Here is a 21281-nt window from a genome sequence, read left to right as displayed (position 1 = left end):
CCGGCCATGGGGGCCGGCCTTGCCTGGGTCAACCAGAAAGAAGGTGATTACTTCTTGTTGGCGAGGATGAAATCGACAGCCTGTTGGACCGTGGTGATCTTTTCAGCCTGGTCGTCAGGGATTTCGCACTCGAACTCTTCTTCCAGTGCCATGACCAGTTCAACGGTGTCCAGGGAATCCGCGCCCAGATCGTCCACAAAAGAGGACTCGTTCTTGATGTCCGCTTCGTTCACGCCCAGTTGTTCGGCGACGATCTTCTTGACGCGCTCTACGATGTTATCCATTAGAAAAACTCCTTCCCCTCAGGGGTACGAAAAAAAACGTTACTAGTTTACCAAAAGCCCGGGGCTTCTGGAAATCAATCCATGAACATGCCGCCATTCACATGCACAGTTGTGCCCGTGATATAGGCCGCAGCCGGGGATACGAGAAAGCCGACCGTGCCGGCGATATCTTCTGGCGTGCCGACACGACCCAACGGAATGGTCGCCAGCATGGCCTGCTTCTGTTCTTCGGTCAACGCATGCGTCATGTCGGTGGCGATAAAACCCGGTGCGACGCAATTGACGGTGATGTTGCGACTGCCCAGTTCGCGTGCCAGGGAACGACTCATCCCGGCCACGCCGGCCTTGGCCGCACAGTAATTGGCCTGACCCGGATTGCCCGAGTAGCCAACGACCGAGGTGATATTGACGATACGGCCGAAGCGCGCCTTCATCATGCCACGCATGACACCGCGTGACAGGCGGAACACCGCTTTCAGATTGGTGTCGATGACGGCGTCCCACTCGTCGTCGCCCATGCGCATGCTCAGATTATCGCGGGTGATGCCGGCGTTATTGACGAGAACGGTAATGGCCCCGAATTCCTTGGCAATCTCGGCGAGAGCAGCGTCGGTCTGGGCAACGTCGCAAACATTCAGTGCAATACCCTTGCCCTTGACACCAGCTTCGGCCAGATAAGCCGAAATTTTGGCAGCGCCATCATCGCTGGTCGCCGTACCAATTACCGTGGCACCCTGCTTGCCCAGTTCAAGGGCAATGGCGCGACCAATGCCGCGCGTTGCGCCCGTTACCAGAGCGATCTTGTCATTCAGCATCATTTACTCCAGACCCAGGTTGGCGTCAATGGCAGCAGCATCGGCCAGGGCGACACCGGCCACCCCATCGGCACAACGCTTGGTCAGGCCAGCCAGCACCTTGCCCGGGCCACACTCGGCGACGGTCGTGATGCCCATGGCGGCCATCTTCTGAATGGTCTCGACCCAGCGGACCGGGTTGTAGGCCTGGCGGATCAAGGCATCCTTGATGCCCGCCGGATCATTTTCGATGGCCACATCGACATTATTGATAACCGGGATTTGCGGTGCATTCAACGTCAATTCAGCAAGGCGTGCGGCCAGTTTGTCAGCGGCCGGACGAATCAGCGAGGAATGGAACGGCGCAGAGACCGGCAAGGCCTTGGCCATCTTGGCGCCACGCGCCTTGCAGGCATCCATGGCACGCTCTACAGCGGCCTTGTGACCGGCAATAACGGTCTGCCCGTTGGCATTGAAATTAACTGGCTCGACCACATCACCCTGAGCTGCTTCAGCACAGGCGGCGACGATTCCCGGGGTATCCAGGCCAAGAATGGCGGCCATCGCCCCAGTACCAACCGGCACGGCTTCCTGCATGGCGGCGGCGCGCAAACGAACGAGCGGCACGGCATCCTTGAAAGCAATGACGCCAGCGGCGACTAATGCGGAATATTCACCGAGGCTGTGACCGGCAACAACGGCCGGCTTCTTGCCACCCTTTTCGCACCACAGGCGCCAGACAGCGATTCCGGCCGTCAGCATGACCGGTTGGGTATTCACCGTCTGCGTCAGCGCTTCGGCCGGACCGTCGGCAACCATTGCCCAGAGGTCGTCACCGAGGGAAGCCGAGGCTTCGTCGAAGGTTGCACGGACTACGGCGGCATCGCCGTAGGCGGCCATCATGCCAACGCTCTGCGAGCCCTGGCCGGGAAATACGAAGGCAAAAGACATCAATTCGTCTCCTGGATCAGAATTCAAAAAGGGCTGCGCCCCAGGTAAAGCCACCACCCACGCCTTCGACCAACACCTTCTGGCCGCGCTGGATACGCCCGTCACGCACGGCCTCATCAAGTGCCAGCGGCACCGAGGCGGCCGACGTATTGCCATGGCGATCAACGGTAACGATCACTTTGTTGCGATCAACACCCAATTTCTTGCCAGTGGCTTCAATAATGCGGATATTGGCCTGATGCGGGATCAGCCAATCTATATCGCTGGTTTGCATGCCGGCAATCTGACAAACTTCTTCGGCGATGTCGGCCAGTACGCGCACGGCGAACTTGAAGACAGCCTGACCATCCATGCGCAGGAAGGGGTCACCGGTCACCTGGCCGCCGCAAATCTGGCCGGGCACGTTGAGGATGCCATTCTGGCTGCCATCAGCATGCATCGCCGTGGCGAGAATACCGGGCTTTTCCGAAGCTTCCAGTACGACAGCGCCGGCACCATCGCCAAACAGGACGCAGGTGCCACGATCGTTCCAGTCGAGGATGCGCGAAAAGACTTCCGCACCGATCACCAGCGCCTTCTTGTGGCTCCCCGAGGCGATGAACTTCTCGGCAATGCCCAAGGCGTAGGTAAAACCGGCGCAAACAGCCTGAACATCAAAGGCAGCAGCGCCCTTGTTGCCCAGCTTGGCCTGAATCAGGCAAGCCGTGCTCGGAAAGATGAAATCAGGGGTCGACGTAGCGACAACAATCAGATCAAGCTCGGCGGCGGCAATACCAGCCATTTCCAGAGCCCGTTGCGCGGCGATCAGGCCGAGTTCACTCGACGTCGTACCCGGCGTCGCCAAATGACGGCTGCGAATGCCGGTACGCGTAACGATCCACTCGTCGTTGGTATCGATCCCGCGAGTTGCCAGGTCGTCGTTGCTGACCGGGTTGCCCGGCAGATAACTACCCGTACCGATCAGGCGTGCATACATTCAGACATTCTCCACGACGACAGCCGGATTCGGCGCCATTTGCGCCAGACGACTGGAAATACGCTCGACAACGCGGTTTTCAGCCGCGTCATAGGCACGTGAGATGGCATTGCCAAAGGACAGCACGTCGGCCGAGCCGTGGCTCTTGACCGAAACACCCTTGAGACCGAGCAGGATGGCACCGTTGTAGCGACGATGATCGAAACGCCGCTTGAAGTTATTGAGCACCGAAATGGCGATCAGGGCAGCAATCTTGGTCAGCCAGTTGCGCTTGAATTCCTCGCGCAGCGACGACGCCAGCATCTGGGCCAGGCCTTCCGAGGTCTTCAGGGCGACATTGCCGACAAAACCGTCGCATACGATGACGTCGGCTTCGCCCTTGTAGATCCCATCACCCTCGACATTGCCGATGAAATTCAGACCAGAGGCGCGTAGCAGCCCGGCCGCAGCCTTGACCACTTCATTGCCCTTGATGTCCTCTTCGCCAATATTGAGAATGCCCACCGTCGGCTGATCCTTGTGCTCCATGGCCGAAATCAGCATGGCGCCCATGATCCCGAACTGCAGCAGATGCTCCGGCCCGCAATCGACATTGGCACCCAGATCGAGCATGTGCGTGTGGCCATTGACGGTTGGCAAGGGTGCGCAAATCGCCGGCCGGTCGATACCCGGCAGCATTTTCAGGACAAAGCGGGAGATCGCCATCAGGGCGCCCGTATTGCCAGCCGAAACGCAGGCATCGGCCTCGCCGGACTTGACCTGATTGATGGCCACCCGCATTGACGAATCTTTTTTATTGCGCAAGGCAAGCGCCGGCGACTCATCCATGCCAACGATTTCGGAGGCGTGAACAAGACGGATGCGTGAATCGTTGACATGGTTGCCGAGCAGCGGGCGCAACACTTCTTCCTGACCGACCAGGACGAGATTGGCTGACGGATGCTCCGCAAGAAACTGAATGGCCGCCGGCACCGTCACTGACGGACCGTGGTCACCCCCCATGCAATCAATGGCAATGCGGGTTGTCATGGCAAAATAAAAGGCAGGCGGCTCGTTAGAACCGCCTGCCCTTCATTGAACGATTACTCGCCCTTGCCCTTGACGACTTTTTTGCCGCGGTAGAAACCGGCCGGCGAAATGTGGTGACGCAGGTGGGCTTCGCCGGTGGTCGGCTCGACAGCCAGCGGGGGAGCGGTCAGGAAATCATGAGCACGGTGCATGCCACGCTTGGACGGGGACTTTTTGTTCTGTTGAACGGCCATTTTGTGTTACTCCAAAAAAATCAGTTCGGCTTACCTTTTAGCCCGGACAATTTCGCGAACGGATTGATCCGCTCGCCAGCATCGGCCGCACCAGGTAAACCACATTTTTCGTGCCGCGGCGCCACTGGCAGGGCGAGGAGGATTTCATCCTCAACCAACTCGACCACATCCAGTTCGCGTTCCACCGGCAGGAAATCCCGGGTGTCGTCTTCCAGTTCGTCTTGCGACAAATCGGCACCAAGCGGAACGAGTTCCAGCAAAGCATCGACATCAAGATCGCAAGGCACGGCTTCCAGGCAACGCTGACAGGCCAGCGGGATGATTCCCGAAACCTCCAGATGCAGCATGGGCTCTCCACCATCACCCTTGAACCCGGTCAACTGGAAAGAAACCTCTCCACTGATCTCGGCCAGCAAATCATGCAGGCGTTCAAGGCCCTCAACAGCCAGCGTTCCCTCGAGAACACGACCATCACGGGCAAATGCGAAAGCGTCCGAAATCCTTTTCAATCTTGATCTGTTGCGACTTAAACATTGAATGATATTATTTTTGGCTTTCCAAGTCAAAACAAAGTGCTTCTTGAAGTGTTCAATGCAAGGCTTTGTTGTAACGGATGTTTATGTCGCTTAACCTGATTCTGGCCTCAACTTCCCCATTCCGCCGCGAACTCCTCGGTCGCCTCGGCCTTCCCTTCACCGTTGCCAATCCACAAACCGACGAAAGCGCCCTGCCCGGTGAAACACCCGAACAGATTGCCTTGCGGCTGTCGGAAGCCAAAGCCAGAGCGGTGGCCGCCAGCCACCCCGATGCACTGATCATCGGTAGCGACCAGGTGGCAACGGTCGACGGCAAGATCTACGGCAAGCCGGGCACACACGCCCGTGCCGTTGAGCAATTGCGCGCCCTGTCCGGAAAAACCGTCAATTTCTATACCGGCCTCTGTTTGCTCAACGCCCAAACCGGGGAGGCACAGGTTCGCGGCGTCCCCATGCTGGTCACCTTCAGAGACCTGAGCGACCAGGAAATTGAAAATTATCTGCAACGCGAACCGGCCTACAACTGCGCCGGTTCCGCCAAGTCAGAAGGACTCGGCATCGCCCTGCTCAGCAGCATGCGTGGCGACGATCCCAATGCGCTGGTCGGCCTGCCCCTGATTGCCCTCTGCGACATGTTGCGCCACCAGGGCGTGGCGGTTCTCTGATGGCCGGCACCCTTTTCCTGATTCCCGTACCGCTCGGCCCGACAGCACCGCAGGAATCCCTGCCAGCCAATGTTCTGGCTGCCGTCCGGCCCCTGACGTACTTTGTCGTCGAGCAGGCCAAGACGGCACGCGCCTTCCTGAAAGCCGCCGGCACCGACCTCCCTCTGCAGGAACTGCAACTGCAGGAACTCAACGAGCACACCAAGGCAAACCAACTGGATCGCTTGCTCGAACCGCTGCGCGCCGGTCACGACGTTGGCTTGCTGTCAGAAGCCGGCTGTCCGGCAGTCGCCGATCCCGGCGCCAATCTGGTCGCCCTGGCACAACAGGAAAACATTCGGGTTGTACCACTCATCGGCCCCTCCTCCCTCCTCCTTGCCCTGATGGCATCGGGATTGAACGGCCAACGCTTCGCCTTTCAGGGCTATTTGCCGGCCAAGGACGCAGATCGCACGAAAATGCTGCGCGATCTCGAGAGCGAATCGAAAAAGCGCCAGCAAACGCAATTATTCATCGAAACACCCTACCGCAACCGGGCGATGTTCGATGCCATTCTGCAGGCCTGCCAGCCATCAACCCGACTCACCGTGGCAACCGACCTGACCTTGCCGGGAGAATCGGTCCTGACCCGCTCCATCGCTGGCTGGAAAAAACAAACGCCGCCCGAAATCGAGCGGCGTCCGACGGTTTTCCTGTTGCTGGCCTAGGCTAACGCAGACTGACGCCAGCCGCGCTTTCCGAAAAACCCTTCCAGAATCCAGCCGAGGTACTGGCCCCGAGGCGCTTGGCAAACCGTTCGGCGATATTGTCCTTGACCGAATAATCAAGGACCTTATCAGCCTTGATCACATCGCGTGCTACTGAATCGACGCTACCAAAATCGTCGGCCAGACCCAACTGGATGCTCTGGGCCCCGGTCCACATCAGGCCGGAGAACATTTCCGGCGTTTCCTTGAGGCGTTTGCCGCGCCCGGTCTTCACGACATCAATGAATTGCTGGTGAATATCGTTAAGCAAGGTCTGGGCATGCGCCTTGTGCTGCGGCGCCTGGGGCGAGAACGGGTCAAGGAAGCCCTTGTTTTCGCCAGCCGTCAGCAGGCGGCGCTCGACACCGGCCTTATCCATCGTGCCGGTAAAGCCAAAGCCGTCCATCAGCACGCCGATCGAGCCGACAATGCTGGCCTTGTTTACGTAGATCATGTCCGCAGCAGCAGCCACGTAATAGCCGCCGGAAGCACACATGTCCTCAACCACGACATAGAGCAGTTTGTCCGGGTGCTTGCCGCGCAGACGGCGAATTTCGTCGTTGATGATCCCGGCCTGTACCGGGCTGCCGCCCGGACTATTGATGCGCAGGATGATACCGGCGACGTTCTTTTCCTCGAAGGCACTGTTCAGCGCGGCAACGACATTCTCGGCATTGCTCTCGCCCTTTGCCTCGATCACCCCATGCAGGCTGACCAGCGCCGTGTGGCGCTCCTGGTGCTCGGCACCGGTACCCCAATCGACGACAGCAATAAGCACCGCCAGCAGATACACAAAACCGAGGGTCTTGAAGGCGATGCCCCAGCGGCGACGGGAGCGCTGCTCGTCAAGAGCGGCAAACACCAGTTTTTCCAGGGTTTTCCGCTCCCAGGCGGAATCGTTGTTGGGCGGTTGGGGGCTATCCATGTTTATTTTCTTGGTGTAAAAAAAATCTGTCCGTCGATCTCGTGCATTTTCAGGGGCTTCAAACCTTTCCCCTGACAACGTCCACCGAGACATCTACCCGACTCCGGAGCATAAAGTGCGCCATGAACCGAGCAGATCAAGTATAGCTTGGAATGATCGAAGAATTCGCCGGGCAGCCAGTCGAGTTGGGCCGGAACGTGGCCGCATTCGTTGTAATAGCCATGAACTTGCCCACGAAAGCGAATGACGAAAGCCGGAACCTCCTGGTCGTAACGTTTGACCGTAAAGCGAAAGCCCGCGCCGGCCTCGACCACGTCCTGGCTGGCACAAATCAGGCGAAGTCCTGCAGCCACCTGTCGAGTTCCTGAACAGTATGCAGGCAGGCCACCGGCTTGTGTTCCAGCAGGTGGTTGTGGGGATGGGCACCGTAGGTCACCGCCAGGCTGTCGACACCGGCGTTGCTTGCCATCAGCAGATCATGCGAGGTGTCACCGATCATGATGGTCGACTCGGCAGCGATACCAAACTCCGCCATCAACTCTTCGAGCATTTGCGGATGCGGCTTGGAATGGCATTCATCGGCACAGCGCGAAGCCTGAAAAAGGGGACGCAACCCCGAGTGATCGAAGGCCCGCTCAAGCCCTAGGCGACTCTTGCCGGTAGCCACCGTCAGGATGTGTCCGGCCGCCTGCAGGCGCTGGAGCATTTCCGGAACACCTTTGAACAGGGTCAGACCATGGTCCCCGGAGAGATAGTGAAAACGATAACGCTCAACCATCGCTGCCGTCCCGTCGGCCGGCAGATCTGGCACGGCATGGCGCAAGGCATCGGCCAGTCCGAGCCCAATGACGTGCCGGGCCCGGGCGTCATCCGGGACGGCCAACCCGAGATCCCGGGCCGAGGCCTGAATGGCATGAACGATGGCACCGGCCGAGTCGAGCAGCGTGCCATCCCAGTCAAAGACTACCAGTTCGTATTTCATTGATCGCTCAGTATTTCTTCGAGATTGTCGGCCGTAAATTGACGGTCAGTTCTGACATCGACCGCCGCAATATAGCCGCCAAAACTGTCCGGTAACGGCGCGATACATTCCAGCGGTGCCCCCGTCAGCGGATGGCGAAAAACCATTCGCCAGGCATGCAGGGCCATGCGTTTAAGGCCGTCGCGCTTGAGATTCTTGTTGAGGACGAAATCACCATATTTTTCGTCGCCCAGAATGGGAAAGCCGAGATGCGCCAGATGCACGCGAATCTGATGGGTGCGCCCGGTTTTCAGTTGCGCTTCAAGCAGGCTCATGTCCGGCCAGCGGGCCAGCAGGCGGAAGATGGTATGCGCCGCCTTGCCTTCGGGATTGACCGAAACCCGCCGCTCGCCGCCCTCTGTCAGATATTTGTGCAGGGGCAATTTGACGTGCTGAGTATTGTTCATCCAGCGCCCCTTGACCAGCACCAGATAACGCTTGTCGGCGCCTGCCCCGTGCTCGCGGAACATGTCGTGCAGCGCGGTGAGCGCCAGCCGCTTCTTGCCGACCAGCAGCACCCCGGAGGTTTCCCGGTCCAGCCGGTGGGCCAGTTCGAGAAACTTGGCCTGTGGCCGTTGCCGACGCAAGGCTTCGATAACACCGAAACTGACCCCACTGCCACCATGGACAGCGATGCCTTCCGGCTTGTCGATAACCAGCATGGCCTCGTCTTCGTAGATGATCGGCAGATCGACCCGCGTCTTGGCCGCTTCATCCACCTCATTCTGAGGCCGCTCGGCAATCCGGATGGGTGGAATTCTGACCTTGTCGCCATTGCACAGACGGTAGGTTGCGTCGACCCGACCGCTATTCACCCGTACTTCGCCGCAGCGCAGAATCCGGTAGACATGGCTCTTCGGGACGCCCTTGCAGTGCCTGATCAAAAAGTTGTCGAGGCGCTGTCCTGCTTCTTCTTCGCCAATGATCAAATGGCTGACTGAATTGTTACCTGGGCCGGTCATTTTCTAATATACTGCCTGCGTTCTACGTCTCGGTTTGCAAGAGATGCCGAACCGTCAGACCGTTCATGCCCTCGCGCTAACAGCGCGACCGCCAGGCGGCAGGCTCGGAAGTCTCACCTGTGCCAACTGCCCAGGCCAGACCAACGTAAAACGACTGGTTAAGTTCACTCACCAAAAGTAGTGATGTTAATGGATAAGCCCACTGTAAGCACGCACGGATTGCCCGTTGCAGGAATTTTCAGGTCGCGCATTTCAATAAAAAGCACGCGACCGTTTGTTGATCAGCACATTCACCATCGCCTTTGCCCACCATCTCTCATGACGCAACCCGATAACTGAACCTGTCGCTGCCTGCCCGGGCGTTTCGTTGCAGCGTGCCGCTGTGCGCTGGAGCCCGAAAACAATGAAACGCATGCTATTCAATGCGACACAGGCGGAAGAACTCCGTGTCGCCATTGTCGATGGTCAGAAACTGATTGACCTCGACATTGAGTCCGCCGCCAAGGAACAACGCAAAAGCAACATCTACAAGGGTGTCATCACCCGCATCGAACCGTCACTCGAAGCCTGCTTCGTCGACTACGGTGCTGACCGTCACGGATTCCTGCCGTTCAAGGAAGTCTCCCGCGCTTTCTTCCAGCCAGGCACCGAAGTAGGCCGCGCCCGCATCCAGGACGCCCTCAAGGAAGGTCAGGAACTGATCGTCCAGGTCGACAAGGACGAACGGGGCAACAAGGGCGCCGCCCTCACCACCTACGTTTCCCTGGCCGGCCGCTACCTCGTCCTGATGCCGAACAATCCGCGTGGCGGTGGTGTTTCCCGCCGCGTTGACGGCGACGAGCGCGCTGAACTGCGCGATGTCATGGATCAGCTCGAAGTGCCCAACGGCATGAGCCTGATCGCCCGCACCGCCGCCATTGGCCGTCAGGCTGAAGAGCTGCAGTGGGACTTGAACTACCTGCTGCAACTGTGGACCGCCATCGACGGCGCCGCCCAGCAGCAAAGCGGCGCCTTCCTGATCTACCTCGAAGGCAGCCTGGTCATTCGCGCCATCCGCGACTACTTCCAGCCCGACATCGGTGAAATCCTCATCGATACCGACGAAGTCTACGAGCAGGCCCGCGCCTTCATGGGCACGGTCATGCCGGGCAACGTCAATCGCGTCAAACGCTACCGCGACGACGTGCCGCTCTTCTCTCGCTTCCAGATCGAACACCAGATCGAAACCGCCTTCGCCCGTCAGGTTAACCTGCCTTCCGGCGGCGCCATCGTCATTGACCACACCGAGGCCCTGGTTGCCGTCGATGTGAACTCGGGGCGTTCGACCAAGGGTTCCGACATCGAGGAAACGGCGCTCAAGACCAACCAGGAAGCGGCCGACGAACTGGCCCGCCAGTTGCGCCTGCGCGACCTTGGCGGCCTGATCGTCATCGACTTCATCGACATGGAAAGCCAGAAGAACCAGCGCGACGTTGAAAACCGTCTGCGCGACGGCCTGCGCTTCGACCGTGCCCGTGTCCAGATGGGCAAGATCAGCCGCTTCGGCCTGATGGAGCTGTCGCGTCAGCGCCTGCGTCCGGCCCTTGCCGAAACCAGCTACATCCCCTGCCCGCGCTGTACCGGTACCGGCCACATCCGGTCGACTGAATCGGCTGCCCTGCATATCCTGCGCATCCTCGAAGAGGAGTCGATGAAGGAAAACACCGGTGCCGTGCATGTCCAGGTCCCGGTCGATGTTGCCACCTTCCTGCTCAACGAAAAGCGCCCGGACATCCAGGCCATCGAGTTGCGCCACAAGGTCACCATCCTGCTCATTCCGAACATTCATCTCGAAACGCCGGCCCACACCATCACCCGCCTGCGCCACGATGACCTGAACCAGGATGATCTGCGCGAACCTTCCTACCGCATGGTCGACATGCCGATTGAGGAAGCCATCAAGCAGGCCACCCAGCAGGAAGCCGCCAAGCCGCGCCAGGAAGCTGCCATCAAGGGCATCTCCCCCGATCAGCCGGCCCCCATCCTGCCAGAAAAGGCCGAAGCCCCGGTGGCTGCACCGGTTCAGCCGGAAGCCGGTCTCTTCTCGAAAATCTTCTCCTGGTTCCGTTCTCCGGCCAAGCCGGTCGAACCGGTGGTCGCTCCCGAGCCGGCCAAAAAGCCGCGCGAAGGTCGTGGTGACAACCGCCGCGATCGCGATGGACGTCGCGGTGGCCGTAACGGCAACAAGCGCGATGAAGAGCGTGGCGAACGCAACAACAAGGACCGCGGCAACCGCAACGAACGCAATGTCGAAAAAGCACCGGCGGATGACGCTGCTGCCGCTGGCCATGGCGAACGTCAGGAACGCCGTCCGCGTGGCGAACGCAAGGGACGTGGCGAGCGCCCGCAAGCCGAATCCAACGAAAGCAAGCTGAATCAACAAGCTGCTTCCGCCGACGCCTCGGCCAACGTTGCTCCGCTGGCCGGCAATGGCTCGCCGGATGCTGCTGGCAGCGAAGAACAGGGCAACCGCCGTCGCGGTCGTCGTGGTGGTCGCGGTCGTGGCGAACGTCGCAACGAAACTGAGACGGCCACGCCGGTCGTCGACTCTGCCGAGACCGTCGCTGCACCGGTTCAGGCGATGACCGAAGCGGTCAGCCAGGAACCGGTTGTGGTGGTTATTCCGGCCCCGGAACCGGCCCCCCTGGCGGTGGCCGTTGTTGAGTCAGTCGCACCCGTCGCACCGGTCGCTGACGTTGCGCCGATCATCGCAGAGCCGGTGGCCGTCGCACCGGTCATAGTGATCGAAGCTGCCCCGGTCGATGTTGCACCAGTCGAGCCCGCCCCGGTTGAACCGGCGCATGTTGAAACCGTTACCGTCAGCACTCCGGTCATCGCAACCCCCGTGGTTGAACCGGTAGCTGCTCCGGAACCGGTCGACATCGCATCCGCTCTGGCCGAAAGCGGTCTGGTTCTGGTTCAGACCAGCGCCGCCAGCATCGCCGTCGCACCTGCCGAGCCTCCGGTGAAATTGGGTCGTCCGCGTAAGCCGAAGGCTGTGGTCACCGATGGTGAGCCGCTGATGATGGTTGAAACCGGCAAGTAAATTGACGGCCATGCCGTCATGAAAAAGGGGCTCCCACGGGAGCCCCTTCTTTTTGCGGCTGCGCTTCAGGCGCTGCCGAGTTTCTTCTTGATTTCTTCGACCAGCCCCAGCGATGCATCCTCGACCATATCGAGAACAAGATCAAAGCCGTGGCCGAGGCCGTAGTAGGGATCAGGCACTTCATCGTCGTCGAAGTTGTGCGAGTAGTCCATGAAAAGTCCGATTCGCTTTTGCTGCTCGGGCGTCGCCATGCGCAACAGGTTGTCGAGGTTGCTCTTGTCCATGGCCAGAATCAGATCGAAATAATCGAGATCCTGGCGAGCTACCTTACGTGCCCTTAGCTGTGACAGGTTATAGCCACGTGCGGCGGCAGCACGTTGCGTCCGGGAATCGGGCGCCTCACCGACGTGATAACCGTGCGTTCCCGCAGAATCTACTTCAACATTACTCCCCAAATTATTGATTTTTATGAAATAACGAAAAACGCCTTCCGCTGTCGGTGATCTGCAGATATTGCCCATGCAGACAAGTAGCACGCGATAGCTCATTTTGTCTCTCCATCAGGGTCGTGTCGCGCCACGCCGAACACCCGCTCCCTCAGCCGGAACAGTTCGTCGCGGGCTGCCGCCGCTTTTTCGAATTCCAGGTTTCTTGCGCACTCCAGCATCGATTTTTCGAGACGCTTGATTTCCCTGGCCACTGTCTTTTCATCCATGGCCTCGTAGATTGCCAACTGCTGGGCGGCCTTCTGTTCGGTCTGCGCCGATTCTGCGTTATATACCCCGTCAATGATGTCCTTGATTTTCTTGGACACCCCGCGCGGTGTAATGCCGTGCTCACGATTGAAGGCAATCTGCTTTTCCCGGCGCCGCCCTGTTTCGGCAATCGCCTGCTGCATGGATCGTGTAATCGTATCAGCGTAAAGGATCGCTGTGCCATGAATATGACGTGCGGCCCGGCCAATTGTCTGAATTAATGATCGTTCGGAACGCAAAAAGCCTTCCTTGTCGGCATCGAGAATGGCGACCAGCGAGACTTCCGGTATATCGAGGCCTTCGCGCAGGAGATTGATGCCGACCAGCACATCGAACTCGCCGAGACGGAGGTCGCGGATGATTTCGACCCGCTCGACCGTATCGATGTCCGAGTGCAGGTAACGGACCTTGATCCCGTTGTCGGCGAGAAAATCCGTCAGGTCTTCTGACATCCGCTTGGTCAGGGTCGTCACCAGAACCCGTTCGCCGACCACCACACGCTTGCCGATTTCTTCGAGCAGATCATCGACCTGGGTCGAGGCTGGGCGCACGATAACCTCAGGATCAATCAAGCCGGTCGGCCGCGCCACCTGCTCGACCACCTGGCCGGCATGCTGGTTCTCGTAATCGGCCGGAGTCGCCGATACGAAAACAGTCTGCCGCATGTGCGCCTCGAATTCGTTGAACTGCAAGGGCCGGTTATCGAGAGCCGAAGGCAGGCGGAAGCCGTAATCGACGAGGTTTTCCTTGCGCGAACGGTCACCCTTGTACATGCCGCCGACCTGCCCGATGCTGACGTGCGATTCGTCGATGAACATCAGGGCATCAGCCGGCAGGTAGTCGATCAGCGTCGGCGGTGATTCACCCGCCTGGCGCCCGGAAAAATGCCGCGAATAATTCTCGATACCCTTGCAGAAACCGATCTGGTCGAGCATTTCGAGGTCGAACTTGGTGCGCTGTTCGATACGCTGGGCCTCGACCAGCTTGTTGTTGCGCGTGAAGAAGTCGATGCGCTCGCGCAATTCATCCTTGATCGCCTCGATGGCGCGGAGCACGGTGGCGCGGGGCGTGACGTAGTGCGAGGCGGGGAAGACGGTGAACCGTAGCGCCTTGTGCAGCAGGTGGCCGGTCAGCGGGTCGAAAAACTGCAAGGCTTCGAGTTCGTCGTCGAAGAGCGAGACGCGAATGGCGTGTTCCGCGTGTTCGGCCGGGAAAATGTCGATCACGTCGCCGCGCACGCGGAAGGTGCCACGGTGAAAATCGACGTCGTTGCGCTCGTACTGCATGTCGGTCAGGCGCTTGACGATGGCACGCTGGTCGAGCCGGTCACCGACGCGCATGGTGAGGATCATGTTGTGGTATTCGTCGCGGTCGCCGATACCGTAGATGCACGACACGGTGGCAACGATCACCACGTCGCGCCGTTCGATCAGGCTTTTCGTCGCCGACAGCCGCATCTGCTCAATGTGTTCATTGATCGAACTGTCCTTTTCAATGAACAGGTCGCGTGATGGTACGTAGGCTTCCGGCTGGTAGTAGTCGTAATAAGAGACAAAGTATTCAACAGCGTTTTCCGGGAAGAACTCCTTGAACTCGGAATACAACTGCGCCGCCAGCGTCTTGTTGGGTGCCAGAACCAGAGCCGGGCGGCCGGTGCGGGCGATGACATTGGCCATCGTGTAGGTCTTGCCCGAGCCGGTGACCCCGAGCAGGGTCTGAAAGGACAGGCCGTCGCCCAGCCCCTCGACCAGTTGACGAATCGCCTCGGGCTGATCGCCGGCCGGTGGAAAGGGCTGGTGCAATCGAAAGGGGCTACCCTCGAAGCAGACAACCGGAATGATGTGCTTGGTTTCGCTCATGCTAAAATTCTATGGTTTTCGTCGCGCTGCAAATCCGCTGCGCGGACATTGTTTGTATTATTTCACGGAGTTCCTATGTCCTCTTCGATCTTCGCTGCGGTGGAAATGGCCCCGCGCGATCCTATCCTCGGTCTGAACGAAGCTTTCAATGCCGATGCGCGCACCACCAAGGTCAATCTCGGCGTCGGTGTTTATTTCGACGACAACGGCAAGATCCCCCTGCTGGCCGCCGTCAAGGCCTCCGAGGATGCTCGCGTTAAAGCCGCCCTGCCCCGTGGCTACCAGCCGATCGAAGGCAACCCGGCCTACAACACCGCCGTGCAGAACCTGCTGCTCGGCAAGGACTCCGCCCTCATCGCCAACGGTCAGGTCATCACCGCCCAGGCTCTCGGCGGCACCGGCGCCCTGAAAATCGGTGCCGATTACCTCAAGCGCCTCAACCCGGCCGCCAAGGTCTACATCAGCGACCCGTCCTGGGAAAACCATCGCGCCCTGTTCGAGTCGGCTGGTTTCGAAGTTGAAACCTACCCGTACTACGACGCTGCCACCCGTGGCGTCAATTTTGCCGGCATGAAGGCCTGCCTGAACAGCCTGCCCGCCGGTTCGATCATCCTGCTGCACGCCTGCTGCCACAACCCGACCGGAGCCGACCTGAGCGACGCCCAGTGGGGGGAAGTCGTTGCCATTTGCCAGGAACGCGGCCTGGTGCCCTTCCTCGACATGGCCTACCAGGGCTTTGCCGATGGCATCGATGCTGACGCCGTCGCCGTCCGTGCCTTCTCGGCTTCCGGCCTGCAATTCTTCGCCTCCAGCTCGTTCTCCAAGAACTTCTCGCTGTACGGCGAGCGCGTCGGTGCGCTGTCCATCGTGACCGCTGCCAAGGAGGAGTCTGGCCGCGTCATGTCGCAACTCAAGCGCGTCATCCGCACCAACTACTCCAACCCGCCGACCCACGGTGGCGCTCTGGTCGCCGGCGTCCTCGCCTCGGCCGAACTGCGTCAGATGTGGGAAGCCGAACTGGCCGGCATGCGTGACCGCATCCGTGCCATGCGTACTGGTCTGGTCGATGCCATCAAGGCACAGGGCGTGGCGCAGGACTTCTCCTTCGTCGCCCAGCAGCGCGGCATGTTCTCCTACACCGGCCTGAGCGTTGCCCAGGTTGATCGCATGCGCGAAGAGTTCGGCATCTACGCCGTGTCCACCGGCCGTATCTGTCTGGCCGCCCTGAACACCAAGAACCTCGACTACGTGGCCAAGGCCATCGCCGCCGTCACCAAGGCCTGATCGATCGGGCTTTGAGAAACAGCAGGGGCGGAACTTTGGTTCCGCCCTTTTTCATTTCCGCGAAGTGGCGGTCAGATTCGGCAACACACCCACAATACGAACCGCGCCATTCTGGCTCGATACGGATGTTTGCATGGTGACTGACATGCTGCTCTCGACCTCACCGTTACGCCCGGCCGTAAACTGACCGACCGCCGTCACCATGCCGCCATCCATCCTGACATCACGCCCGACCACTTGCGTCGGTGTCACACTGATCGTTGACCGCAGCTTGTCAAAGCGTGTCACACCGGCCCGCACGTCGGAGACACCACTGCGCCGGACAGCTTCGCCCAGATCGACACCATGAAACGCGCCACGGGTAATTTCCGTTCCCAGCGTCGCTTCGAGATTGGCCCACAGGCCGGCCCAATCACGACCGCTGGCACGCAGGCGCAAGGTGCCGCTTATTTCGCCATCGATTTTCAAGGACGGGACAAAAGCCGCGCCGACCTTCCGGGTATCCAGCCCGCTGAAGTTGCCTTCGCCGGCCATCGCCAGGCCGGCACTCCAGTCGAGTAGCCAGTTGCCGTGCAGAATGCCACCGAGGAAAGTGGTATCAATATTCTGGATAAGCAGCTTGTCTTTCAGCAACAGCCCCTTGGCTTGCAGCGAAGCAAAGGAAACCGTTGTTCCGGCCGGTGTCCAGGCCCGTCCTTCGATATTCAAAACCAGCCCCTGACTGCTCGGGAGGGCATTGACCAGCAGGCTGCGATCAGCCGTCTCCAGCGTGGCCTTTTCCACGACCCCGTCAGGACGAAAAGCGATGTCCCCGAAAAGATCATCAAATGCCAGCCCATCGTTCAGCTTGAGCCGGAAATGATCAAACACTAATTTCCCGACAAGCAGATCTTGCCCACCCGCCTTTTCACCCTTGAGCATTGGCAGGGAAACGAGGCGATTGGCGGTAAGGTTGGCCCCGGAAACCTCTATCCTGGCGACCCGATGCGGGGCACCACCGAGCAGGGAAAGCGGAGCCGCAACCCGAATCTCGGCAATTTCGCCATCGCCCGCACTGCCAAGGTGAACTCCGGCCAGCTTCAGCATAGGTGCTGGTAGAAACGAGACACCGACATGATCAATTCTGACCGGTGTATTGAGCATCCGCGAAGCCGTAGCCTCAAGGGCTGGCTTGAATTGCGCGTAAGGGTAGAAAACCATGGTGGCGACCAGCAGACCAAAGACCACAGCCAGCGCCCATAGGACCTTGCTGCCGGTCGACCGCCCCGGCTGGTACGTCGACTCTTCTGGCTCGGCCAGCTGGGGAGTCGGTCGCGCCGTCTCGCCACCTTGCTTAGACGATGCGGGAAGAATCGGCTTGCCGAAGGATGAAAAATTGCTGGTAACGCTATCGTTTCTCTTCGGTTCCTGAGCTGCCGACGATTGCCGACCAAAACCGGAAAAACGCGACATCGGGCGGATCGAAGCCGGTGACTTGTCGGGCACGGACTTGACCAGCTGGGCCGCCTTCTCCCAGGCCGAGGGTGCATCAGCCAGGGGCACGATGTAGCCGCCCTCTTCGAGCTCGCGCAAAGCCGATTCCACGAGCCGGGTATTGCCGATTTTCGCGGTCAAATCCTCTACGCTCGTATTGCCGTCGATTTGCACCAGGACCATGCGCAGATTCCGCTGTACGACCCGGGTACTCTGGCGAACAGCCTCGTCGCCAATCGGCGTTTTTGCATAAACCAAACTGGAATCCATAAGCCTGTTAATTCTTCTCAAAAAACCACAAGATGCTTGACCAGAGGGGATTCTACTACTATAATGCGCCTCTCTGTTCCTCGATAGCTCAGTCGGTAGAGCGCCGGACTGTTAATCCGTAGGTCCCTGGTTCGAGCCCAGGTCGGGGAGCCATAGAATTAAGCACTTAGCCCAGTTTTCGGACTGGGCTTTTTGCTTTTCTAGGCGACCGTAGCTGAATCGTAGCCAAGGAGCACGGAATTCAGTCGTGAGGCAGCTTCGGCGAGGTGTTCCGGAGCCAGATGAGCATAACGCTCCACCATTGCCCCAGTTCGCCACCCACCCAAGCGCTGTAACTCATGAGTCGGTGTTCCCGCCTGTCGTTGCCACGTTGCCCAGGTATGCCTCAGATCATGCCAACGGAAGTTATCGATCCCCGCCCGTTTCAGCGCCTTTCTCCAGGCACGCGTGTTGGCGGTGTTCAACGGCCTTCCCTGAAACGTAAAAACGCGCTCTAGGTGTTTCCCCTTCTGTCGAAGAAGGACCGCATAGGCTGCCTCATTCAACGGAATGGAAATCGGTCGCCGGTTCTTCGACTGCCAGGCATGAATCCATGCATGGCGCTGTTCCAGGTTGATCTGTGACCATTCGAGCTGGAGGACATTGCTTTGCCTGAGTCCAGTCGCCAAAGCGAATAAAACAACATCGCGCTGGTGTTCCGGTAACTCATCCAATAGACGCCCCGCCTGCTCTCGGGTTAGAGAACGTTCACGGCTTGCAGATTCTTTAAAGAGCCTAATCTTTGGCACCTTGTCGATCCATTCCCATTCATCCCTGGAACGGAGCAGGATGGAGCGCGTCAGTGCCAAATAACGGTTGGTCGTCGCCTTGGCCGCTTCCTTGAGTTTGGCCGATCTGATGGTGTCGATCACATCCAGGGTGATCTCATCCAACATCAGCGCCCCGAGGTAAGTATCAAGCCAATTCAGCTTGCGCTTGTCCTCCTGGTGCGTGGCCTTCTCCGAAGTTTCCTCCAGCCAACGAACTACCGCTTCCTTCCAGGATCGCCGAGCTTTGACCCCCAGACGATTCTGTTCCCACATCTGGGCTTTTAGCCGGTCGTGGAATTCCTGGGCTTTGATTTTGTCGTCAGTCCCAGTACTGCGTTGTATCTTTCGTCCGTCGATGATGATTTTGACCCACCAGCAGGACGAGTCTTTGCGTTTGAAGAGTGACATGTGATGTTCCTTTCATGCGCACCCTGCAACGCTCGCCGCCGGTATTGTGACCGGATGTGCTCGATCAGGTCAATTTCCAGAAAGACCCAGCATTTACCGATCTTGGCGCCGGGAATCTCACCAGCCCTGGCTTTCTCTTGCAGAGTGACCGGATGAATCTTCAGGAAGGCGGCAGCCTGTTGCAGGGTGAGCGTGTCCATGGGATTACTTCCAGGAGCAGGCCCAGCCCGCCGTTTTATCGTCGGCGTTCCAGACAAAGCCAATTGATCCCGTTGCCTGGTGAAGGCTGCTCAAGGCGAAGCCGGTAATATTGCCGTGTTGATCTTTGGGTACTGTCAGGAACTCAATAGGAACCTCGATACCTAATGAGGCCCGAAAGCGACGGGCGTTAAGGTTTCGATCTGTGGAGCTGAACCCCTTTGCTAAGTACTTGCCGAGGTACTTCACAAGGGCGAGCTCCCGAAATCTACTCTTACCCTTAGGTGCGCTTACGTCGATGTTTCCTTCGCCAACGACTTCAAGCCAACAAACACGTAGCAGATCAACATCCTGACGACCACAGACTGCAAGATGCCAATGCCAGGCCCCACGCTCTTGGCGTTCCGCAACGCCAACATAGACCCAGCCGGGGAGCTTTGTTTTGATCTTTCTAACGAATTTCGCCAGGTCGATGGTGGCCTGATTGAAATCAGTTACGTTGGCCCGGTAGGTCATGGTTAGAAGGTGATTGGCTCTCGTAGCCAGGATCAAATGACGTAACCGAGATTTGGCACGACGAGCCGAACGGTCGACGTTTTCTTCGCGCTTTTCGGAAGTGCCGCGCAATGCCTTTGAATGAGGCAATGCTGGAATGAATGACCAACCAATTTCTGCAAGACCGTTGCCGTAATTGCGCAACTTGATCCGATAGGTGGCTTCGTCGAGATGTGTCCTCTTTTCAAGTCTAACGGCGGCTTCGCCGCCTCCCGCTCCAATCGCCGGCGTTCCCGCTTCAAGCACCGCGTTTCCTCCCTCGTTTGGCCGTGCGGTTGCCGCTGGCGCGGCAATCCGCGCGGCCAGCCCGAGGGAGGTCGATTTCTTCTTTGATTCGTGCATACATGCCTCCAAAAAGCAGATGGAGGACGGCTGCCCTGGACCGTCCAAATAAATGGGCAGCCCGAACTATTAAGCACGACCTAGCGGTGAGGCACGGACCGGGTTTCGCCTAAACCGTGTCCTTGATCACCCATGCAATTTTTTGAGATGGCGCAAGAGAGCGGTATTTCGCCTTAAATCGGCGCACTGTTTTGGCGAGGCTCTCTGTGTCACATGCGTCGTTATCTGGTCCATAGATACCAAGTTCCTGGCAGAGATCAGCAAACCGCTCGAAGTCTTCCAGATAGGCATCGAGTAACCCCATGCCGTCCAGTAGGCTGAGAACCAGATATAACGGCTGCAGCGCTGTTCCCGTTTGAAAGGCAGGCTTCTTGCGATATTGCATCAGTCGGCGCACGAAGTTGTCTTCCCCGGCAATCGCCGCCTGGATCAGACGCTCCTGGAAATACGGAATATCGGCCAAGCATTGCTTGTCGATCTGGATGGCTTTCAGCAGCGACTCATCGTCACCCGCTTTGGCTTCTGCCACCAGTTGGAAAAGGGATTTACGGTGCACCATGCACGCGAAGTGGTTGAAGACAACTATCAGTGCTACGGTGATAAATAAAGCTTGGCGAGAAATTGGCTTGCTGTCGTCATCGACGGTGATACCTGGGATCAGCTCAGGTAATCCCATTGTCGCAGCATCAATGGCGTCGTCACTGTCATCGTCCAATACCTGATCAAGGATTTGCCAGGTTTGATCAGCCCAATCTTGGAGGTCATTCAGCGTTTTGACGACCAGGAGTGGCGCAAGGCTCTCGAGTGGATTTCCATAAACGGGTAATGCTGACAAGTGTATCAGCAGGAAATTACCGAACTCTTCATAGGCGCTGGCCCAGCCTCCCACCTCATAGCGGCTGTTCCACTCCTTCAGCTTCGGCGTCAAGCCATCCGGGTCAGCATTTGCTTTGAATAACGCAACCGTCTCGGTGATGAGTGGCGTCATTTTTCGAATGAGCTTATCTATGAGGCGGCGAGGTATGGATAGCGGTTGGAACATAGAGTGAATTATTGTGCCATTTTCGTTATGTACCCAACCCCGACATTCAGGCAACAAAGTCTTGATGGATTATAATCAG

General features: G+C 58.6%; 22 protein-coding genes and 1 tRNA gene. 5 read left to right on the top strand and 18 right to left on the bottom strand.

Going from position 1 to position 21281, the window contains the following annotated elements; genetic code table 11:
- Positions 1 to 47: 47 nt before the first annotated feature.
- The 7 genes from acpP to HYN24_RS07100 all read right to left on the bottom strand — a co-directional run bounded on the left by acpP (position 48) and on the right by HYN24_RS07100 (position 4833).
- A complete protein-coding gene (gene acpP, locus HYN24_RS07130) occupies positions 48 to 284 on the bottom strand; it encodes an acyl carrier protein (protein ID WP_066883607.1) in 237 nt (78 codons plus the stop codon).
- 74 nt (positions 285 to 358) lie between these two features.
- Positions 359 to 1099, bottom strand: a complete 741-nt coding sequence (gene fabG / locus HYN24_RS07125) for a 3-oxoacyl-ACP reductase FabG (RefSeq protein WP_117610241.1) — start codon at positions 1097 to 1099, stop codon at positions 359 to 361.
- Positions 1100 to 1102: 3 nt separating this feature from the next.
- A complete protein-coding gene (gene fabD / locus HYN24_RS07120) occupies positions 1103 to 2029 on the bottom strand; it encodes an ACP S-malonyltransferase (RefSeq protein WP_117608602.1) in 927 nt (308 codons plus the stop codon).
- A 16-nt stretch (positions 2030 to 2045) separates the two neighbouring features.
- The gene (locus tag HYN24_RS07115) at positions 2046 to 3005 is read right to left on the bottom strand and encodes a beta-ketoacyl-ACP synthase III (RefSeq protein WP_117608601.1); all 960 of its coding nucleotides are present in this window, start codon (positions 3003 to 3005) and stop codon (positions 2046 to 2048) included.
- Positions 3006 to 4034 carry a phosphate acyltransferase PlsX gene (gene plsX / locus HYN24_RS07110; protein WP_117608600.1) on the bottom strand — a complete coding sequence of 343 codons (1029 nt, stop codon included), beginning with the start codon at positions 4032 to 4034 and terminating at the stop codon, positions 3006 to 3008.
- Between the two features lie 53 nt (positions 4035 to 4087).
- Positions 4088 to 4267, bottom strand: a complete 180-nt coding sequence (gene rpmF, locus HYN24_RS07105) for a 50S ribosomal protein L32 (RefSeq protein WP_117608599.1) — start codon at positions 4265 to 4267, stop codon at positions 4088 to 4090.
- Between the two features lie 20 nt (positions 4268 to 4287).
- Positions 4288 to 4833: a DUF177 domain-containing protein gene (locus HYN24_RS07100; protein ID WP_240327754.1), complete on the bottom strand. Its 546-nt coding sequence runs from the start codon at positions 4831 to 4833 to the stop codon at positions 4288 to 4290.
- A 53-nt stretch (positions 4834 to 4886) separates the two neighbouring features.
- On the opposite strand from HYN24_RS07100, the gene HYN24_RS07095 reads away from it, so the two are divergent.
- Positions 4887 to 5468, top strand: coding sequence for a nucleoside triphosphate pyrophosphatase (locus HYN24_RS07095; RefSeq protein ID WP_117608597.1), 582 nt, complete (start codon positions 4887 to 4889; stop codon positions 5466 to 5468).
- Positions 5468 to 6175, top strand: coding sequence for an SAM-dependent methyltransferase (locus HYN24_RS07090; protein WP_117608596.1), 708 nt, complete (start codon positions 5468 to 5470; stop codon positions 6173 to 6175). The genes HYN24_RS07095 and HYN24_RS07090 overlap by 1 nt, the downstream gene beginning before the upstream one ends.
- Position 6176: 1 nt before the next feature.
- Here the strand turns inward: HYN24_RS07090 and HYN24_RS07085 are convergent, their stop codons facing one another.
- From HYN24_RS07085 to HYN24_RS07070, 4 genes are read right to left on the bottom strand one after another with little or no spacing between them, the layout of a single operon-like run.
- Entirely contained in the window at positions 6177 to 7139 is a 963-nt protein-coding gene (locus HYN24_RS07085) for a S49 family peptidase (protein ID WP_117608595.1), read from the bottom strand.
- Between the two features lie 2 nt (positions 7140 to 7141).
- Positions 7142 to 7492 (bottom strand): Rieske 2Fe-2S domain-containing protein, encoded by a 351-nt coding sequence (locus tag HYN24_RS07080; RefSeq protein WP_117608594.1) that lies wholly within the window; start codon positions 7490 to 7492, stop codon positions 7142 to 7144.
- Positions 7471 to 8121 carry an HAD family hydrolase gene (locus HYN24_RS07075; RefSeq protein WP_117608593.1) on the bottom strand — a complete coding sequence of 217 codons (651 nt, stop codon included), beginning with the start codon at positions 8119 to 8121 and terminating at the stop codon, positions 7471 to 7473. Before HYN24_RS07075 ends, HYN24_RS07080 begins: the two co-directional genes overlap by 22 nt.
- On the bottom strand, positions 8118 to 9122 hold the full coding sequence (locus HYN24_RS07070) for an RluA family pseudouridine synthase (protein WP_117608592.1): 1005 nt from the start codon (positions 9120 to 9122) through the stop codon (positions 8118 to 8120). Before HYN24_RS07070 ends, HYN24_RS07075 begins: the two co-directional genes overlap by 4 nt.
- Positions 9123 to 9525: 403 nt before the next feature.
- On the opposite strand from HYN24_RS07070, the gene HYN24_RS07065 reads away from it, so the two are divergent.
- Positions 9526 to 12207 (top strand): Rne/Rng family ribonuclease, encoded by a 2682-nt coding sequence (locus HYN24_RS07065; RefSeq protein ID WP_117608591.1) that lies wholly within the window; start codon positions 9526 to 9528, stop codon positions 12205 to 12207.
- 65 nt (positions 12208 to 12272) lie between these two features.
- Here the strand turns inward: HYN24_RS07065 and HYN24_RS07060 are convergent, their stop codons facing one another.
- Complete coding sequence (locus HYN24_RS07060; protein ID WP_117608590.1) at positions 12273 to 12755, bottom strand: low molecular weight protein-tyrosine-phosphatase; 483 nt, start codon at positions 12753 to 12755, stop codon at positions 12273 to 12275.
- On the bottom strand, positions 12752 to 14821 hold the full coding sequence (gene uvrB, locus HYN24_RS07055; RefSeq protein ID WP_117608589.1) for an excinuclease ABC subunit UvrB: 2070 nt from the start codon (positions 14819 to 14821) through the stop codon (positions 12752 to 12754). The genes HYN24_RS07060 and uvrB overlap by 4 nt, the downstream gene beginning before the upstream one ends.
- 75 nt (positions 14822 to 14896) lie before the next feature.
- Between uvrB and HYN24_RS07050 the strand changes: the two genes are divergently transcribed.
- A complete protein-coding gene (locus HYN24_RS07050) occupies positions 14897 to 16105 on the top strand; it encodes an amino acid aminotransferase (protein ID WP_117608588.1) in 1209 nt (402 codons plus the stop codon).
- Between the two features lie 51 nt (positions 16106 to 16156).
- Here HYN24_RS07050 and HYN24_RS07045 read toward each other — a convergent pair whose 3' ends face one another.
- On the bottom strand, positions 16157 to 17761 hold the full coding sequence (locus HYN24_RS07045) for a hypothetical protein (RefSeq protein ID WP_162888636.1): 1605 nt from the start codon (positions 17759 to 17761) through the stop codon (positions 16157 to 16159).
- Positions 17762 to 17925: 164 nt separating this feature from the next.
- Between HYN24_RS07045 and HYN24_RS07040 the strand changes: the two genes are divergently transcribed.
- Positions 17926 to 18001, top strand: a tRNA-Asn gene (locus HYN24_RS07040).
- A 47-nt stretch (positions 18002 to 18048) separates the two neighbouring features.
- Here the strand turns inward: HYN24_RS07040 and HYN24_RS07035 are convergent.
- The 4 genes from HYN24_RS07035 to HYN24_RS07020 form a co-directional block, all read right to left on the bottom strand.
- On the bottom strand, positions 18049 to 19014 hold the full coding sequence (locus tag HYN24_RS07035; RefSeq protein WP_371413249.1) for a tyrosine-type recombinase/integrase: 966 nt from the start codon (positions 19012 to 19014) through the stop codon (positions 18049 to 18051).
- Positions 18939 to 19265: a helix-turn-helix domain-containing protein gene (locus HYN24_RS16355; RefSeq protein WP_162888635.1), complete on the bottom strand. Its 327-nt coding sequence runs from the start codon at positions 19263 to 19265 to the stop codon at positions 18939 to 18941. The genes HYN24_RS07035 and HYN24_RS16355 overlap by 76 nt, the downstream gene beginning before the upstream one ends.
- A gap of 4 nt (positions 19266 to 19269) precedes the next feature.
- The gene (locus HYN24_RS07025; protein WP_117608585.1) at positions 19270 to 20160 is read right to left on the bottom strand and encodes a hypothetical protein; all 891 of its coding nucleotides are present in this window, start codon (positions 20158 to 20160) and stop codon (positions 19270 to 19272) included.
- Between the two features lie 109 nt (positions 20161 to 20269).
- Positions 20270 to 21148 (bottom strand): hypothetical protein, encoded by an 879-nt coding sequence (locus HYN24_RS07020; RefSeq protein ID WP_162888634.1) that lies wholly within the window; start codon positions 21146 to 21148, stop codon positions 20270 to 20272.
- Positions 21149 to 21281 lie beyond the last annotated feature (133 nt).

The organism is Dechloromonas sp. HYN0024 (genome assembly GCF_003441615.1).
Classification (GTDB): Bacteria; Pseudomonadota; Gammaproteobacteria; order Burkholderiales; family Rhodocyclaceae; genus Azonexus.
This window is presented reverse-complemented; position numbering and strand designations above follow the sequence as displayed.

What these genes read in the sequence shown, in the direction of transcription:
- acpP (WP_066883607.1), bottom strand. Translation starts at nt 284, where the DNA reads ATGGATAACATCGTAGAGCGCGTCAAGAAGATCGTCGCCGAACAACTG.
- fabG (WP_117610241.1), bottom strand. Translation starts at nt 1,099, where the DNA reads ATGCTGAATGACAAGATCGCTCTGGTAACGGGCGCAACGCGCGGCATT.
- fabD (WP_117608602.1), bottom strand. Translation starts at nt 2,029, where the DNA reads ATGTCTTTTGCCTTCGTATTTCCCGGCCAGGGCTCGCAGAGCGTTGGC.
- HYN24_RS07115 (WP_117608601.1), bottom strand. Translation starts at nt 3,005, where the DNA reads ATGTATGCACGCCTGATCGGTACGGGTAGTTATCTGCCGGGCAACCCG.
- plsX (WP_117608600.1), bottom strand. Translation starts at nt 4,034, where the DNA reads ATGACAACCCGCATTGCCATTGATTGCATGGGGGGTGACCACGGTCCG.
- rpmF (WP_117608599.1), bottom strand. Translation starts at nt 4,267, where the DNA reads ATGGCCGTTCAACAGAACAAAAAGTCCCCGTCCAAGCGTGGCATGCAC.
- HYN24_RS07095 (WP_117608597.1), top strand. Translation starts at nt 4,887, where the DNA reads ATGTCGCTTAACCTGATTCTGGCCTCAACTTCCCCATTCCGCCGCGAA.
- HYN24_RS07090 (WP_117608596.1), top strand. Translation starts at nt 5,468, where the DNA reads ATGGCCGGCACCCTTTTCCTGATTCCCGTACCGCTCGGCCCGACAGCA.
- HYN24_RS07085 (WP_117608595.1), bottom strand. Translation starts at nt 7,139, where the DNA reads ATGGATAGCCCCCAACCGCCCAACAACGATTCCGCCTGGGAGCGGAAA.
- HYN24_RS07075 (WP_117608593.1), bottom strand. Translation starts at nt 8,121, where the DNA reads ATGAAATACGAACTGGTAGTCTTTGACTGGGATGGCACGCTGCTCGAC.
- HYN24_RS07070 (WP_117608592.1), bottom strand. Translation starts at nt 9,122, where the DNA reads ATGACCGGCCCAGGTAACAATTCAGTCAGCCATTTGATCATTGGCGAA.
- HYN24_RS07065 (WP_117608591.1), top strand. Translation starts at nt 9,526, where the DNA reads ATGAAACGCATGCTATTCAATGCGACACAGGCGGAAGAACTCCGTGTC.
- HYN24_RS07060 (WP_117608590.1), bottom strand. Translation starts at nt 12,755, where the DNA reads ATGAGCTATCGCGTGCTACTTGTCTGCATGGGCAATATCTGCAGATCA.
- uvrB (WP_117608589.1), bottom strand. Translation starts at nt 14,821, where the DNA reads ATGAGCGAAACCAAGCACATCATTCCGGTTGTCTGCTTCGAGGGTAGC.
- HYN24_RS07050 (WP_117608588.1), top strand. Translation starts at nt 14,897, where the DNA reads ATGTCCTCTTCGATCTTCGCTGCGGTGGAAATGGCCCCGCGCGATCCT.
- HYN24_RS07045 (WP_162888636.1), bottom strand. Translation starts at nt 17,761, where the DNA reads ATGGTCCTGGTGCAAATCGACGGCAATACGAGCGTAGAGGATTTGACC.
- HYN24_RS16355 (WP_162888635.1), bottom strand. Translation starts at nt 19,265, where the DNA reads ATGGACACGCTCACCCTGCAACAGGCTGCCGCCTTCCTGAAGATTCAT.
- HYN24_RS07025 (WP_117608585.1), bottom strand. Translation starts at nt 20,160, where the DNA reads ATGCACGAATCAAAGAAGAAATCGACCTCCCTCGGGCTGGCCGCGCGG.
- HYN24_RS07020 (WP_162888634.1), bottom strand. Translation starts at nt 21,148, where the DNA reads ATGACGCCACTCATCACCGAGACGGTTGCGTTATTCAAAGCAAATGCT.